The following is an 18,260-nucleotide window of genomic DNA, read 5'->3' as shown; positions in this document are numbered from 1 at the left end:
CAGACAGAAGTATAAAATTTATGTTTCGTACAAGAAGACTTAGAAAACATGAAGGAATTAGAAGATTAGTTAAAGAGGCTAGACTTTCTGTAGATGATTTTGTGTACCCACTTTTTATAGAAGAAGGAGAAAATATTGAAACAGAAATTGTTTCAATGCCAGGAATTAAACGTTTTTCTTTGGATAGAATTTCTAAAGAATTAGATGAAGTTGTTGAATTGGATATTCCTGCAGTATTATTATTTGGAATTCCGACTCACAAAGATGAAGAAGGAACAGAAACGTGGAATGATAATGGAATTATGCAAAAAGCAATTCGTTTTATCAAAAAGAATTACCCGAGTTTATATGTAATTACAGATGTTTGTTTTTGCGAATATACTTCTCATGGACATTGTGGAATTATTCATGAAAATGATGTTGATAATGATGCAACTTTAGTAAATCTTGCAAAACAAGTTATTTCTCATGCAAAAGCAGGAGTTGATATGGTTGCACCTTCAGGAATGATGGATGGAACAATTGACATGATTCGTCAATCTTTAGATAATACAGGTTTTGTTAATTTGCCAATTATGGCGTATTCTGTAAAATATGCATCTGCTTTTTACGGACCTTTTAGAGATGCAGCAGATTCTGCACCCACTTTTGGAGATAGAAGAACGTATCAAATGGATCCCTCAAATAGAGATGAAGGAATGCGTGAAGCAACTTTTGATGACCAAGAAGGAGCAGATATTTTAATGGTAAAACCAGCTTTATCTTATTTAGATATCATTAGAGATTTAAAAAATAATTTTGATCGTCCAATTGCATGTTACAATGTAAGTGGAGAATATGCAATGGTAAAAGCTGCAGCAGAAAAAGGTTGGATTGATGGTGAAAGAGTAATGATGGAAAGTTTACTTTCTATGAAAAGAGCAGGAGCAGATATTATTATTACGTATTTTGCTAAAGAAGCTGCTAGATTGTTAAAAAATAAATAAAATGAACCTTTACACTGTTTGTCGTTCTTGTAAAAAAAGCAATAGCATTAAATCTGATGCTATTACAAGACCAGATTTACAAATGGAAATAGGTTCTGAATTTACTTTTAATTGTAATAAATGTGGAAACATTGAAAAAGTTCATGTAAATGATGTTAGTGCAGAGCCAAATAAAAAGCATATTTTAATAGGTTTAATTTTAGGTGTAGTATCTGCATTAATTTTATATTTTTTCTATGGAGCAGTAGGGATTTTAAGTGGAGTAATTCCTTTACTGTTTTGGCAAGTAGAAATGAAATCAATAAAGTCGTTTAATTCTTATATGATAAGAAGAAAATAAATAGATATGAAATTCAAAAAATCAGAAAAATTATATAAAAAAGGATTAAAAAACCTTGTTGGAGCAGTAAATTCTCCTGTAAGAGCATTTTCATCAGTTGGTGGAAATCCGTTATTTATAAAAAAAGCAAAAGGGACAAAAATTACAGATGTTGATGGAAACAAATATGTAGATTTAGTACTTTCTTATGGACCAATGATTTTAGGTCATCGTCATAAAAAAGTTCAAAAAGCAGTTGAAAAAGCATTAAAAAATGGCTATTCTTTTGGAGCATCAACAGAAAACGAAATAAAATTAGCCAAAATAGTTTGTGATGCTTTTCCAGGAATGGATAAAATCCGTTTTGTAAACTCAGGTACAGAAGCTGTTTTAAGCGGAATTCGTTTAGCAAGAGCTTTTACAGGAAAAGATAAAATTATAAAATTTGCAGGTTGTTATCATGGGCATCAAGATGCATTATTAGTTGCAGCAGGTTCTGGTTTAGCAACATTAAGTTTACCAGGTTCTAAAGGAGTGCCAGAAGGAGCCGTAAAAAACACGTTAATTGCGAATTATAATGATCTAGAAAGTGTAAAAAAACATTTTGAAGAAGATGATAATATTGCAGGAGTAATTATTGAGCCAATTGCTGGTAATATGGGGGTTGTAATTCCTGAAAATAATTTTTTAGTAGAATTAAAAGCGTATTTAGAAACAAAAAGAGCATTGTTAATTGCTGATGAAGTAATGACTGGTTTCCGTTCTAAATTTGGTGGAGCTCAAGAATTATTAGGTGTAGAAGCAGATATTACTTGTTTGGGTAAAGTTATTGGAGGAGGTTTTCCTGTAGGAGCTTATGGAGCAAGAGAAGAAATTATGCAAGAAGTTGCTCCTTTAGGAGGCATGTATCAAGCAGGTACTTTAAGTGGAAATCCAATTGCAATGGCAGGAGGAATTGCTACTTTAACAGAATTAAAAAAGCAAAATCCTTATAATAAGTTTGAAGAAATAGGTAGTATTTTAGAAGTTATTTTATTAGAAACTGCTAAAAAATATAACGTAGCCTTAACTGTAAACAGGTTTGGATCAATGTTAAATCCTTTCTTTGTAAATAGTGAAGTAACCAACTTTGTAGAAGCGCAATTGTCTGATACAGATAAGTTTGCAGTTTTCTTTTGGGAAATGATTAAAAACGGAGTTTTCTTACCTCCAAGTCAGTTCGAAGCTTGGTTTTTATCATCAGCTTTAACAGAAAAGGATCTTAAAAAAATAGCAGAAGCAATTGATAAAGGTATGTTGGCAGTTTCTAAAATGTAAATTATGAAAACAATTATAACAATTATTTTTAGTCTATTATTAGTTGGTTGTCCTAAAAATGAAGAAGGAGGTTTTACTTCTCTTTCAAAAGGAAATTTATTTGGTAATGGAGCAGAAGGATTTAAAAAAGAGAATCTTGTTATTTCTTCTAAAGTAGAATGGAAATCTTTTTTATCTAAAATTGATACTATAAATAAAGTCTCTGAAACGTTTGAAAATGCTATTGATTTTTCAAAAGAAATGGTTGTTGTAGCAGTTGATGAAGTTAGAAATACAGGAGGGTTTTCAATTGAAATTGTTGAGGTTGTAAAAGAAGGTGATATTTGTTTAATTAAAATAAAATCGAAAGGCCCAAAACCAATGGATATGGTAACTACTGCAATAATACAACCTTATCATATTGTAAAAATTAACAAGACAAAGAAGGAAATAAAATTTATTGAGTTATAAAGATTATGATTAAAAACGATTTATTTTTAAGAGCATTAAAAGGAGAAACTGTAGACAGGCCACCAGTTTGGATGATGCGTCAAGCAGGAAGATATTTGCCAGAATTTCAAGAAATCAAAAAGAAATACGATTTCTTTACACGTTGTCAAACACCAGAATTAGCATCAGAAATTACAGTACAACCTATCAGAAGATATGGAATGGATGCTGCAATTTTGTTTTCAGATATTTTGGTAATTCCACAAGCAATGAATATTGAGGTACAAATGAAACCAGATTTTGGACCTTATTTACCAAATCCTATTCGTACTCAAAAAGATTTAGATCGCGTAATTGTTCCAGATATTCATGAAACTTTAGGGTATGTAATGGAAGCGATTAAAGCTACCAAAGAAAAGCTAAATGATGAGGTTCCGTTAATTGGTTTTGCGGGTTCACCTTGGACAATTCTTTGTTATTGTGTACAAGGGCAAGGTTCTAAAAACTTTGACAAAGCAAAAGAATTGTGTTTTACAAACCCAGTTGTTGCACATTCATTATTACAAAAAATTACTGATACAACAATTGCATATTTAAAAGCAAAAGTTGCTGCAGGTGTAAATGCCGTTCAGGTTTTTGATTCTTGGGGGGGAATGTTGTCTCCAACTGATTATCAAGAGTTTTCTTGGCAATATATTCAACAAATTATCGATGCTTTAAAAGATGAAATTCCTGTAATTGCATTTGGTAAAGGTTGCTGGTTTGCTCTAGGAGATATGGCAAAATCTGGCGCTTCTGCATTGGGTGTAGATTGGACGTGTTCTCCTAGAAATGCACGTTATTTATCAGGAGGAAGAATTACTTTACAAGGTAATTTCGACCCTACAAGATTGTTTTCTCCACCAGTAGAAATCAAAAAAATGGTGCATCAAATGATTAATGAATTTGGTAAAGATCGATATATTGTTAATCTTGGTCATGGAATTTTACCAAACATCCCGTTAGAAAATGCAAAAGCATTTATAGACGCTGTAAAAGAATATAAGGCAGACTAATATAAAACTAATTTGGGCGTTACTTTATCCTGAAGGCATTCAGGACCAAGTCGTGCTTTCCATTATATCTTTTTAATTTGTCACCTTGAGCGCAGTCGAAAGGTCATGATTTTAAAAGAAATTAAAAAGGATGCCATTTCAATCGCTAACGCAAGCCAACGCTAATGATTAAAAACATACTTTCTGCAATATCAGCCTATTCAGGTGCTTTTGGTTTAATATCTAAATTGAAGCTATGGAAATATTTTACAATTCCTATTATAATCAGTTTAATAACTGCTACTGTAATAGGTTTTACAGCTTATGGATTATCAGACAATATTGGTGAATTTTTAGCAAAAATCTGGATTTGGGATTGGGGTAAACAAGCATTTACAACCTTCACTTCTGTTATAGGAGCAATTTTTGTTTTAGTAATTGGTTTAATTTTATACAAACATATTATTTTGGCTTTATCAGCACCATTTATGAGTGCAGTTTCAGAAAAGATAGAAATCCATATTAATGGTAATTTAAAACATCAACATAGAAAAACATCTTTTCAAGAACAATTATGGAGAGGAATTAAAATTAGTACAAGAAATTTAACCAAAGAAATCTTAATTAGTCTTCCAATATTATTACTAAAATTTATTCCGTTAGTAAATATTTTTTCAACTATATTATTGTTTTTAGTGCAAGCCTATTATGCAGGTTTTGGTAATATGGATTATACTTTAGAAAGACAATATAATTATAAAGAAAGTATCAATTTTGTTGGTAAAAATAAAGGAATTTCAATAGGAAATGGAATTGTTTTTATGTTGTGTTTATTAATTCCGGTTTTAGGAATTATTATTGTTTTACCATTATCTGTAACAGCAGCATCAGTAAAAACAGTAGATTTATTAAATAAAGAAAATGAAAGAGCAGTTTTATAAATACATCGAAAATTTACAAGATACTATTACTTCTAAATTAGAAGAAGTTGATGGACTTGCAAAATTTGAGGAAGATCTTTGGAGAAGAAAAGAAGGTGGAGGAGGAAGAACTCGTGTAATTGAAAACGGAAATGTTTTTGAAAAAGGAGGTGTAAATATTTCTGCTGTTCATGGAGAATTACCAGAAGTTTTAAGAAAACAGTTTAAAGTTAAAGAAGGGAATTTCTTTGCTTGTGGATTAAGTTTGGTTTTACATCCTATAAATCCTTTTGTGCCAACAGTACACGCTAATTGGCGTTATTTTGAAATGTATGATGACACTGGTAATATTGTTACACAATGGTTTGGTGGAGGGCAAGATTTAACACCTTATTATTTGTTTGATGAAGATGCAACTCATTTTCATTCGGTTTGTAAATCTGCATGCGACAAACATAATCCAGAATTTTATCCAAAGTTTAAAAAAGTATGTGATGAGTATTTCTGGAATACTCACAGAGAAGAAGCTCGAGGAATTGGAGGTTTGTTCTTTGATTACTTAAAAGAAACAGATGAGTATACAATAAAAGAACGATTTAATTTTGTGACGGAAATTGGAAGTAGTTTTTTAGAAAGCTATATTCCAATTGTTAATAAACGAAAAAATAGTTCATTTTTAAAAGAACATAAAGATTGGCAAGAAATTAGAAGAGGGCGTTATGTAGAATTTAATTTAGTACATGATAGAGGAACATTATTTGGTTTAAAAACAAACGGAAGAATAGAAAGTATTTTGATGAGTCTACCACCAATAGTGCAATGGAAGTATAATCATCAACCTAAAGAAAATTCTGAGGAAGATAGGTTGTTAAAAATATTAGCTAGCCCAAAAGATTGGGTTTAATTTAAAAAATAAAAAGAGCAGAAATATTATTTCTGCTCTTTTTTTAATTAATTCAAATATAGTTTTGGGATTTTTTTACATATAATAATTGTTTTTATGATACAAATTTACATTAGATTATTATTTGATAATATGATAATAATCATGTTGTTTTGTTATTTATATGTAAATTTTAATCTTTAATTATTTCATATTGTTGCGTTATTGATAATTATTTGTTTTTTTGTATAAGGTAGCTTATTTTACGATAAATAAATATCCTTTAACTTAGATGTTAATTTTTGAATAGAAAGTATTATACCGATTTTGTCTCAAAATAAATTAAAAAAATGTTTAAATAATATAAAGTAAAAGAGCAGGAATATTATTCCTGCTCTTTATAATTAATTAAAATATATGTTTCTTAGAAAGAAATAATAGCTTCAATTACCATTCCATTCATTTCTGCACCAGATAAAATTGCAGGTGTCCAAGCATTAGGAGACCAAGCAGTAGCATCAGAATTATAAGATTGTTTTACATATTCTGCTTTCATTAAAATATTTTTTGTCATAAACCAACCTGCACCAATATTAGTTCTATTGATTTCTTGATCGCTTGGTTTAGTTCCTCCAGCAGCATAGTCTGCATTTCCTTTTACAGAATTATATCTACCAGCAACATAAAATTGACCTTGTTCTCCAAATCTGTATAATAATTCAGTTCCTAATTGTGTAAAAGAACCTTTCTCATTTCCTTCAGCTTTATTTCCTTTACTTGTTTCGTAAATTCCAAAGAATTCTAAACCTTTATATTGAATAAATGGATTAATTTGGTATGAAGTATTATTTTTAAATCCAGGAGTAAACCTTCCAGAGAAATCTCCACTAGAAGTAAAATCTCCACTGTTGTTATAATTAAATAAATTATAATATCTAGAACCAGCACGATCTCCACTATATAAATGATCTCCATTGTTATATCCGCTTTCGCTAATAAAAGAACCTGTTAAACGAACTCTTAAAGCTTCATTTATTTCTCGATCGATACCTAATTTACCATAGAAAGTAACTTTAAGGTCTTTTTCACCAACAATATTATCAGCTCCCCAAGGAGTAATAGTTTTTTCAACAGTAGGGTTTAACAAACCATTAGAAATACCAGCAACAATTAAGTAGTCTTTAGGCTGCATTGTAATTTCAACAAAAGGCTCTACAGTATAAGCATCCATTAAATAATTACCAACAAAAGGATTGTAAATAGCCATTGCGTTGTCAGATCTTCTAAAGTGAGCATCACCATAGTTTAATTGATCTACACCAACTCTAAGTGTTGTTACATCCATAATGCTTTTTAAGAAGTCTTTTTTTATGAAATCTAGTTTATCCATCTGAATATAACCACCTTTTACCCAAGTTTCATTGTGGTGTTTAGCAGAAAGAAAAGTTCTTAAATGCATTCTTACACCATCTGCTAATTGTACATCAAAATTTAAGTTGGCTGTTGGTAAGTTAACATTTCCTCCAATAACAGTTAAATTGTCCATATCATTAGATTGATCTACTGACTGAAATTGAATAGCAAAATCTGCACCGATTTTAACTGATAGTTTTTCAAATTCTATATCATTTGATTTTTTAGTTTCAAAAACGTTTAATCCATCATATCCTGCTGGTCTAAGATATTGAATGTTTTGAGCATTTGTATTAACTCCCCATAGAGCTAATATTGCAATTAAAATTATATTTGTGGTTGTCTTCATAATTATTAAATTTAGTTTATATTAAAATTTTAGGTTGAATTCGATTGTTATTTCATCACCAGTTTTTATTGTTCCTAGTAATGCTGTTGGTGGTTTTATACCATAGTCTGTCATTTTTAATTTATATTTCCCTATTAATGTAATAGTATCTCCTAATTTGTTTATTCTTGTAAGTACAGATACATTTTTTGTAACTCCAGCAATAGTTAAATCGCCATGGAGTGTTATGTTAATAAAGTCTGTATTTTCAGAAATTATTTCTCCTTTTTTAAAAATGAATGATATTAATGGATGTTCTTCTGCTTTTAAAGCTTTGTAAGTGATTTTATCCATGGTTCTTTTACCACTCTTTAAACTTGTTGCTTCAATTTTTACATCTATAGTTTCAATTGCTACTTCATCAAGGTTGTTTATGTTGATTGTTGCATTCGTTTTTTCTACTTTACTTTCCCAATCATGTAGTGTAGAGGTTCCTTTTACAGAAACGCTACTTGGTAGTTTGATGTCTAGAATTAAATTAGTAGCAGTTTGTTGACACAGCAATGAACTTGTTGTAGTTAATAATATTATTAATAAACTGGTAACTTTTCTCATGACCTATTTGTTTTATATAGCAAATTTATAGTAGATTAAAATTTAATAATATGATATTAATCATGTAATTTTTTTAATGATTTAATAATTTTAATCTTAAATAAGATATTTTTTTTATTAATATGTTATTTTAAGATTGGTGAAATGATTCTTGTAATATTTTTATGAGAATCTTTACAACCTGTTTTCAAGATTAGATAATTAATTTCTAAGTATAGATTCTATAAGTTATTTGTGGCAGTAAATTTTTTAAATATTACCTTAGACTATTATGATATTTTTTTTAAAAGCTGATTTTAGTAAATAAAGTATTACTCAAAATTTCAAGTGATAATTTGTTTTTAAAAATTAAATGATTAAAGTTGAAGTGGTAAAAACGAAATTGTTTTATTACTAAATGTAAATTAAGATTTTTAATTATTTAAAATTAAATTATTTACATTGTTTTGTATAATACATTGAATTAATCATTGTTTTTTAGTGATATTTTAATTAAAAAATACGAATAATATAATTACAAATATTTATTATTGTGAATTTTCACACCTAAATTTGATGAAGAATCAACCAATTTTTGTATTTTTGCATTCTGTAAAATCAGATATAAATGGCAAGATTTGAATTAAAGTTACCAAAAATGGGAGAAAGTGTTGCAGAAGCAACGATAACTTCTTGGTTAAAAGAAGTTGGAGACACCATTGAATTAGATGAAGCTGTTGTAGAAATAGCTACAGATAAAGTAGATTCTGAAGTACCATCAGAAGTTGAAGGAACCTTGATTGAAGTTTTATTTCAAAAAGATGATGTTGTTGCTGTAGGAGAAACTATTGCTGTTATAGAAATTGAAGGAGAAGGCTCTGAAACGGAAAAAGTGGCTATTACTAGTTCTGTTGATAAAACTCAAGTTTCAGAAATTGAAAAAACAATAGAAAAAGCTGTTGAGGTTGTTTCAAATCCAATAGCAAAAACTTCTGATTCAGTTAGATTTTATTCACCTTTAGTTAGAAATATTGCTCAAACAGAGGGAGTTTCTATGTATGAGTTAGAAACAATTGCTGGTTCTGGTAAAGATAATAGAGTAACTAAAGAAGATATTTTATCTTATCTTGAAAATAGAGGGGAATCTTCTCAACCAAAATCAGTTGAGATTCCTGTTAAAACTGAAGTGCCTAAACAAGTTGAAAAAGTTGTAGCTAAAGCTGCACCTGTTTCTGTAAATGGTGAGGATGAGATTATAGAAATGAGTAGAATGGGTAAACTGGTTGCTAAGCACATGGTTTCTTCTGTTCAAACTTCTGCTCACGTACAATCGTTTATAGAAATTGATGTTACAAATATTGTAAAATGGAGAGATAAAGTTAAAGATGCTTTTTTGAAGAGAGAAGGAGAGAAGTTGACTTTTACACCAATTTTTATGCAGGCAGTTGCAACTACCATTAAAAAATATCCTTTAATCAATATTGCTATTGATGGTGATAATATCATTAAAAAGAAAAATATTAATTTAGGAATGGCTGCTGCATTACCTGATGGTAATTTAATTGTACCTGTAATAAAAAATGCAGATCAATTAAATTTAGTTGGTATGACAAAATCTGTAAATGATTTAGCGACAAGGTCTAAAAACAATGCTTTAAAACCAGATGAAATTCAAGGAGGAACTTATACTGTAACTAATGTTGGTAGTTTTGGTTCAGTAATGGGTACACCAATTATAAATCAACCACAAGTTGCCATTTTAGCATTAGGAGCAATTAGAAAGGTTCCTGCAGTTATAGAAACATCAGAAGGAGATTTTATAGGAATTAGACAGAAAATGTTTGTTTCTCATTCTTATGATCATAGAGTTGTAAATGGTGCTTTAGGAGGAATGTTCATTAAAACATTAAAAGAAATTTTAGAAGCCTGGGATTTGAACCAAGATTTCTAATTTTTTTAATCTTTTTTTTCATATTAAATTCTTAAATTCGTTTTAAGAAAAAAAGCTATGAAAAAAAAACACACCCTACTTTTAGTATTATTGTTATGCACTATAATTTCTTTTTCTCAAGATATTTTAGAAAAAGAAAATTTTAGCAACTATAAAGGTAATATTTCTGAAAATGTAACAAAATTCAGACAATTTAAATTTAATAAAACTACATTTTTAAATCTCCTTTCTAATATACAGAATAGAGAAAATCAAAAACAATCTAATAGCATTATTTCTTTACCAAATGGTGATGGAAATTTTGTAAAATTTAAAATTTTTGAAGCTTCAGTTTTAAGTAAAGAATTATCTGCCAAATACCCAAATATTAAATCTTATGTTGGACGAAGTTTAAAAGGAAACTCTACTGTTAGGTTTAGTTATTCACCTTCACAAGGTTTTAATGCTGCTATTTCTAGTAATAAAAATTCAACAATTATAATTAAACCATCTAATATTAAAACGAATAGTTATATTTCTTTTTTGAGAAGTGATATAGAAACAGAATCTGAATTTGAATGTAAAACTATTGATGAAATAAAAAAAAAATCAAGTAATTACTCTAAAAGAACAAATGATGGTGCTTTAAGAAAATATAGATTAGCAGTAGCTACAACTGCAGAATTTTCTAATTTCTTTTTAGATGGTTCAGAAACCAATGATACAGAAAGAAAAACAAAAGTATTAGCTGCAATTAATACTTCCTTAACAAGAATTAATGGAATTTTTGAAAGAGATTTTGCAGTTACAATGGAGCTTGTTGCAAATAATGATGCTACAATTTACTTAAATCCAACAACAGATCCATTTACAGGAAACTTTAATCAAGAATTACAAAATACTTTAGATGTTGAAATTGGTAATGAAAATTATGATGTTGGACACATGTTTGGTTTTGAAAATGGTGTTTACGGAAATGCGGGTTGTATAGCATGTGTATGTACAACAGATTATAAAGGAAGTGGTTTTACAGTACATAGTGCTCCAGATTCTGACCATTTTAATTTGATAGCTAGTCATGAGTTTGGTCATCAATTTGGAGGATATCATGTTCAAAGTAGTTCTAATTGTAGAAGCTCTGCAGGTTTACAAGAAGTAGAACCTGGAAGTGGAAGTTCAATTATGGGGTATGCAGGAATTTGCTCTCCAAATGTACAAGAAACTCCTGATGATTATTTTAATTATGTAGACATTAGAGATGTACTTCAATGGACTAGAAATGATAGTTCATGTGCAGAATTAATAGCAACAGGAAACACAGATCCACAAGTGAGTGCAGGGAATAATTTTACTATTCCAAAATCTACAGCATATATTTTAGAAGGAAGAGGCTCTGATATTGATACTGATAATATATTAACTTATTGTTGGGAAGAGAATGATCCTGAAAATCCTAATTCATCAAATTTCCCTAATTCTTCTTGGGTTTATGGGCCATTATATAGATCTAGACCTCCTATTCTTGAACCTATTAGGTACATGCCTCAATTAAGTGATGTTCTTTCAGGGAATTTAACTCCCACCTGGGAAGTAACACCATCTGTGAGCAGAACACTAGATTTTGTTTTAACAGTTAGAGATAATGCTCTTATTGGTGCAAAAACAAATTCTGATGAAATGACTGTTACAGTAGATGATAGTTTTGGACCTTTTATAGTTACTTCACAAAATAATGAAGAAACTTGGAATGTTGGTGATAGTAAAACAATAACTTGGGATGTTGCTAACACAATAAACTCTCCTGTTAACGCAAATAATGTAGATGTTTTTTTGTCTGTAGATGGAGGTTATACATATCCTTATACACTTGCTACTAACATATCAAATGATGGTTCTGAAAATATTATAGTACCAGAGATTACTACAAATACTTCACAAGGACGTTTGATGGTTAAAGCGTCTAACAATATTTTTTATGCAGTAAATGCAGCAAATATAAATATTGAAAGTTCAGTATTTATAATGAGTTTTAATGAAAACTCACAAACCGTCTGTAATCAAGAATCAGCGACTTATAATTTTACATATAAATCTCTTTTAGGTTTTAATGAAGAAACTAGTTTTTCTGTAGAAAATATGCCAGCAGGAGTAACAGTTAGTTTCAACCCTGTTAGTGCTTCTATAGATGGCACTGAGGTTGAAGTTTTAGTAAGTAATGTGGATAATTTTCCAATAGGAGCAAACCAATTCATTATTAAAGGTACTTCGACAACAATAGTTAAGCAAGTAGCATTAGAAGTAAACGTATATAATGCTACTCTGCCAAAACCTTTACTTAGTTTTCCTGCTGAAAATCAGAGTAACATAGAAAAAGAGGTGGTTTTAGATTGGAATAAGGATGATAATGCTGAAAATTACTTTATAGAAATAGCTACAGATGATTCTTTTAATACTATAGTAGATGCTGCAACTATTGAAAAAAACAGCTACTCTTCTCTTAATTTACAATATAGTACAGATTATTTTTGGAGAGTAAAAGGAATAAATTCTTGTATAGAAAGTGTTTTTTCAGATATATTTAATTTTACAACCTTATGCTTGGAGCCTAAGAGATTAAGTGTAAATAACCTTACTACTACATCAGCAGATATAAAATGGGTAGAAGATGGTAGTGCTAGTTTATGGGAAGTAGAAGTTGTAGTTCATGGAACAACACCTTCAGGATCAGGAGAAGTGGTTTCTTCAAGAAATTTCACTGCTAATAATTTAAAATCTTCTACAAAATATGATGTTTATTTAAAATCATCATGTAATGAGTCTGATTCTAGTTTATGGGTTGGTCCTCTAACTTTTTCTACACTGGCAGATTTTTGCAACGGAGACCGTTTTTATGATTCTGGAGGAGTAGATGAGGATTATCAAAATAATGAATATACCACTACTGTAGTTTCTGCAAATAATGCGGATATTGTTGAAGTAACTTTTTTAAGTTTTGATTTAGGTTATGATGACTATTTATATGTTTTTGATGGTCAAGGGGTAAATGAAACATATATAGGTTCTTATTCTGGAAATAATTTACCACCTATACTTAGATCTACTTATGGCAATAACTTATATTTTTATTTTTTATCCAATAGTAGTGAGGTAAAAAGTGGTTGGGAAGCAGAAGTATCTTGTATTACAATAACTTGTCCAGCACCAGTAAACTTAATTGCAACAAATATTGAAGCAACTTCTGTAGACTTAAATTGGAATGTAAATGGAAGCGAAACTGTTTGGGAAATTGAGTATGGAGAAGCTGGTTTTACTCAAGGTAACGGTATTATTGTATCTACTTCAGAAAAACCTTTTAAACTAGAGGGCTTAAACCCATTAACAAGTTATAATATTTATTTACGCTCGGTTTGTGAATCAAATCCAGGAGAAGATGATAGTTTTTGGACAACTCCAATATATATAGAAACTCCATGTGGAGTTTTTAATGCACCATATTTTTACGATGTAGAACAACAGAATTCTCAAAATAATGAAAATTGTTGGACAATTAATCCCGAAGTTTATTCAACAAATTATTTTTGGAATATTTTTAATAGCAATTTTTATGAAACCACAACAGGTCCTTATAAAGCAAAAAGTGGTACTAATTATTTTGGAACCTATTCTTATTATGGAACTACAATAGGTGATGTTACAGAGTTAATTTCACCAACAATAAATATTGCAACTTTAAATGATCCTGTATTAGATTTTTACACATTTATGCATGGAGTTAATGTAGGTAGTTTGCATGTAGATATATATAATAATGGTATTTGGGTAGAAGATGTTTTTGTTTTAGAAGGAACGCAACAGGAAAGCTCAAAAGATTTTTGGAGAGAAAATATAGTAGATTTAAATGGTTTTGAAAATACGATTCAAATACGATTTAGAGCAATTGCAGGAGGTAACAGTTTAACAGAAATAGATATTGATGATATAAGTGTTATAGAAAGACCCACTTGTCCAAACCTAACAGAGTTAGAAGCTACAAATATAAAATCAAATTCGGTTGAATTAAGTTGGATAGCAAATGGAAGTGAAACTAAATGGGAAATAGAATATGGAGAAGTTGGTTTTACTCTAGGAAATGGAATTATACAAAACGCAAATGCAAATCCATATTTATTATCTGGTTTAACACCAATTACAAAATATGATATTTATGTGAAATCAATTTGTGGAGAGAATTCAGGAGAAGATGATAGTAATTGGGTGGGGCCAATTTCTATAGAAACACCTTGTGGAATATTTACTGCACCTTATTTTTATGATGTAGAAGAAGAACATCCTGAAGCAGTGGGTGATTGTTGGACTTCAACCCCAGAGCCTTATAATACTAATTATTTTTGGACTTCTTTTTATAATCAAAACTATGAGAATACAACTGGTCCTTATCAAGCAAAAAGCGGTTTTAGATATTTTGCAGCTTATCCTTATTATTCTTCAACTTATGGAGATATCACTGAGTTAACTTCTCCTCAAATTAACATTGGCTCCTTAAGCAATCCTGTGTTAGATTTTTACACCTTTATGCATGGAGAAAATATAGGGAGCTTACATGTGGATATTTTAAATAATGGTGTTTGGACTGAGGATGTTTTAGTTATTAATGGTCAACAACAAGATAATTCAAGAGATCTTTGGGAACAACAATTAATAGACTTAAATAACTTTGAAGAAGTAATTCAAATTAAATTTAGAGCTATTTCAGGAGGAAATGGTTTAAATGAAATAGATATTGATGATATTAGCATTATTGAAATGCCAACTTGTTTAAATCCTAGAAATTTTGAGGTTTCTAATATAACGTATGAATCTGCAGAATTAAATTGGGTTTCAGGTGATAATGAAACTACTTGGCAAATAGAATATGGGCAAGTAGGATATACACCAGGAAATGGCACAAAAGTAATAGCAACAGAAAACCCTTACACTCTTTCAGGATTAAATTCAGAAACAAGTTATGACATCTATCTAAGAGCAGTTTGTGGTGATAATCCAAATGAAGATGATAGTAATTGGGTTGGTCCAATTACAATAGAAACACCTTGTGGTATTTTTAGTGCACCTTATTTTTATGATGTAGAACAACAATATTCTACAGTTATAGATGATTGTTGGACTTTTACACCAGAGTCTTATTCTACTTATTTTTGGGCTTCTTTTTCAAATAATTACAACGAAAACACAACAGGCCCTTATAAAGCAAAAAGTGGTTATAGATATTTTGCAACTTATCCTTATAATTATTCAATTGTAGGGGATGTTACAGAATTAATATCACCAATGATAGATATTTCTTCATTAAACGACCCTGTGTTAGATTTTTACACCTTTATGCATGGAGAAAATATAGGGAGCTTACATGTAGATATTTTAAATAATGGTGTTTGGACAGAAGATGTATTAGTTATTAATGGTCAACAACAAGATAATTCAAGAGATCTTTGGGAACAACAATTAATAGACTTAAATAACTTTGAAGAAGTAATTCAAATTAAATTTAGAGCTATTTCAGGAGGAAATAGTTTAAATGAAATAGATATAGATGACATTAGTGTTATTGAAATGCCAACTTGTTTAAATCCTACAAATTTTGAGGTTTCTAATATAACGTATCAATCTGCTGAATTAAATTGGACTTCAGGTAATGATGAAACTACTTGGCAAATAGAATATGGGCAAGTAGGATATTCACCAGGAACTGGTACAAAAGTAATAGCAACAGAAAATCCTTACACTCTTTCAGGATTAAATTCAGAAACAAGTTATGACATCTATCTAAGAGCAGTTTGTGGTGATAATCCAAATGAAGATGATAGTAATTGGGTTGGTCCAATTACAATAGAAACACCTTGTGGTATTTTTAGTGCACCTTATTTTTATGATGTAGAACAACAATATTCTACAGTTATAGATGATTGTTGGACTTTTACACCAGAAGCTTACTCCACTTATTTTTGGGCTTCTTCTTATAGTCAAAATTATGAAAATACCACAGGTCCTTACCAAGCAAAAAGTGGTTATAGATATTTTGCAACTTTTTCATATAATTACTCTACTTTAGAAGAAGAAACAGAATTAATATCACCTTTTATTGATATTACTCCATTATCAGTACCAGCATTAGATTTTTATTCTTTTATGTACGGACAAAATGTTGGTAGTTTACATGTAGATGTTTTTAACAATGGTGTTTGGACGGAAGATGTTTTGGTAATTAATGGGCAACAACAAACAAACTCTAGAGATTCTTGGGAAGAACAATTAGTAAATTTAAGTGCCTTTACAGGTATTATTCAAATAAAGTTTAGAGCAATTTCTGGAGAGAATACATATGATAGTGAAATTGATATAGATGATATTAGCGTTTTCGAAATGCCAACTTGTCCGAGTCCTTCAAATCTTGAAGCACAAAATATTACTGACAATTCTATAGATTTAAGTTGGACTGTTAAAGGTGATGAAACTACTTGGGAAATCGAATATGGTGAAGTTGGTTACACTCTTGGTAATGGAACTAAAAAAATCATTGATGATAGTTCTTATACAGTCTCTAATTTAGATTCTCAGACCAATTATGATATTTATTTAAGATCTATTTGTGGTAGTAGTCCAGGAGATGATGATAGCAATTGGGTAGGACCAATTCAAGTAAAAACTACAACTAATTATTGTAAAGGGGATCACTTTTATGATTCTGGTGGAGAGCATCAATATTATAGTAATTATGAAAATGAAGTAACAGTTATTTCTCCTATTTCTGGAGATTATGTAGAAGTTAACTTTTTAGACTTTGATTTAGAAAGTTGTTGTGATAGATTGTCTGTTTATGATGGACCAGATGTTAATTCACCGTTTTTAGGTAGTTTTTCTGGAAATAATTTACCAGGTATGTTTACATCTACTCATGCTACAGGTAGTTTAACTTTTCATTTTACATCAGATGGTTCTTCTACTGGTAGAGGTTGGGATGCAGAAGTTAATTGTATTTCTCTAACTTGCCCCAAACCTACAAACCCTATTGTTTCAAATATAGGTGCCAACGAAGTAACTATTCAATGGGATAAAGGAGGTATAGAAAGTAAATGGCAAATTGAATACGGTTCACCAAGTTTTAATTTAGGAAATGGGCAAAGAGTAAATACAGCAAATAATCCTTATGTATTAAATAATTTAACTTCTGAAACGGCTTATCAATATTATATAAGAGCAGTTTGTGGAAATTCTGTAGATGAAGATGATAGTGAATGGATTGGACCTTATGATTTTACAACAATTTGTAGTATAGTAACAGCACCTTTTTATGAAAATTTCACAGCTTTTTCAACTCCGAATTGTTGGACAGAAATAGGAAGTGAATCTTGGAATTTTAATATAAATGCAAGTTATGATGCTTCTTCTGCTGGAGATCATTCATCAAGCGGAAACACCAATTATGCATGGATAGATGGTTCTTACCCTAATGGAGAAAATCAAATTAGTAAACTAAGAACACCGTGGATAGACATTTCTAGTTTATCTAACCCTGGGTTGGAGTTTTCATTATTTAGTGTAAATACTCAAAATGAAACCTATAATACTTTTAAAGTGATTGTTAATAATGATGATGGTGTAAGTTTAGAATTAAATACAGTACAGGAATCCACAGACGGTTGGAAAGTTTATTTAGTCGATTTAAGTAATTTAAATTTAACTAGTAAAATTCAAGTTGAATTTGAAATACAAGAAAATAGTCCTGGAGATGCTTATTTAAACGATATTTTATTAGATGATGTGAAAGTAAACGAATTGTCAGCATTAAATATAGAATCAAATAATTTATATAATTTAAAATACTATCCAAATCCAGTAAAGAATAGATTAACAATTGAAACAGCGGATCAAATTACATTAATTGAAATTTTTAATACTCTTGGTCAAAAAGTTTTTAGAATAGAGCCGAAAGAAAATAAGTCTAAAATTGATGTGAATTTCTCTTCCTTTTCAATTGGAACTTATATGGTGAAAGCTTTTTCTAAAGATAAAGTACAAACGTTTAGTATTGTTAAGGAGAGAAACTAAA

Annotated in this window: 11 protein-coding genes; 9 read left to right on the top strand and 2 right to left on the bottom strand. The window is 29.8% G+C overall.

The annotated features are described in order from the left end of the window. Positions 1–20 precede the first annotated feature (20 nt). The 7 genes from hemB (at position 21) to hemF (ending at position 5,909) form a co-directional block, all read left to right on the top strand. A complete protein-coding gene (hemB, locus tag PHEL85_RS04905; RefSeq protein ID WP_036821812.1) occupies positions 21–986 on the top strand; it encodes a porphobilinogen synthase in 966 nt (321 codons plus the stop codon). A gap of 1 nt (position 987) precedes the next feature. Next, positions 988–1,326, top strand: coding sequence for a hypothetical protein (locus PHEL85_RS04900; RefSeq protein WP_036821811.1), 339 nt, complete (start codon positions 988–990; stop codon positions 1,324–1,326). A gap of 6 nt (positions 1,327–1,332) precedes the next feature. Next, positions 1,333–2,622, top strand: a complete 1,290-nt coding sequence (gene hemL / locus PHEL85_RS04895; protein WP_036821809.1) for a glutamate-1-semialdehyde 2,1-aminomutase — start codon at positions 1,333–1,335, stop codon at positions 2,620–2,622. 3 nt (positions 2,623–2,625) lie between these two features. Then, on the top strand, positions 2,626–3,072 hold the full coding sequence (locus PHEL85_RS17255; RefSeq protein ID WP_052108451.1) for a protease complex subunit PrcB family protein: 447 nt from the start codon (positions 2,626–2,628) through the stop codon (positions 3,070–3,072). A 5-nt stretch (positions 3,073–3,077) separates the two neighbouring features. After that, on the top strand, positions 3,078–4,106 hold the full coding sequence (hemE, locus tag PHEL85_RS04885; RefSeq protein WP_036821806.1) for a uroporphyrinogen decarboxylase: 1,029 nt from the start codon (positions 3,078–3,080) through the stop codon (positions 4,104–4,106). 164 nt (positions 4,107–4,270) lie between these two features. After that, complete coding sequence (locus PHEL85_RS04880; RefSeq protein ID WP_036821803.1) at positions 4,271–5,026, top strand: EI24 domain-containing protein; 756 nt, start codon at positions 4,271–4,273, stop codon at positions 5,024–5,026. Next, positions 5,007–5,909, top strand: coding sequence for an oxygen-dependent coproporphyrinogen oxidase (hemF, locus tag PHEL85_RS04875; protein ID WP_036821801.1), 903 nt, complete (start codon positions 5,007–5,009; stop codon positions 5,907–5,909). The genes PHEL85_RS04880 and hemF overlap by 20 nt, the downstream gene beginning before the upstream one ends. Positions 5,910–6,312: 403 nt before the next feature. Here the strand turns inward: hemF and PHEL85_RS04870 are convergent, their stop codons facing one another. Together PHEL85_RS04870 and PHEL85_RS04865 are read right to left on the bottom strand one after the other, a co-directional pair. Further along, positions 6,313–7,650 carry a hypothetical protein gene (locus PHEL85_RS04870; RefSeq protein ID WP_036821797.1) on the bottom strand — a complete coding sequence of 446 codons (1,338 nt, stop codon included), beginning with the start codon at positions 7,648–7,650 and terminating at the stop codon, positions 6,313–6,315. A gap of 21 nt (positions 7,651–7,671) precedes the next feature. Continuing rightward, entirely contained in the window at positions 7,672–8,244 is a 573-nt protein-coding gene (locus tag PHEL85_RS04865; protein ID WP_052108450.1) for a YceI family protein, read from the bottom strand. A 607-nt stretch (positions 8,245–8,851) separates the two neighbouring features. On the opposite strand from PHEL85_RS04865, the gene PHEL85_RS04860 reads away from it, so the two are divergent. Then, entirely contained in the window at positions 8,852–10,174 is a 1,323-nt protein-coding gene (locus tag PHEL85_RS04860; protein ID WP_036821793.1) for a dihydrolipoamide acetyltransferase family protein, read from the top strand. A gap of 57 nt (positions 10,175–10,231) precedes the next feature. Next, positions 10,232–18,259, top strand: a complete 8,028-nt coding sequence (locus PHEL85_RS04855; RefSeq protein WP_036821790.1) for a fibronectin type III domain-containing protein — start codon at positions 10,232–10,234, stop codon at positions 18,257–18,259. Position 18,260: the final 1 nt, after the last annotated feature.

This window comes from Polaribacter sp. Hel1_85, assembly GCF_000766795.1.
Classification (GTDB): Bacteria; Bacteroidota; Bacteroidia; order Flavobacteriales; family Flavobacteriaceae; genus Polaribacter.
Note: the sequence above shows the minus strand (reverse complement) of the source record. Positions and strands in the feature narration are given on the sequence as shown.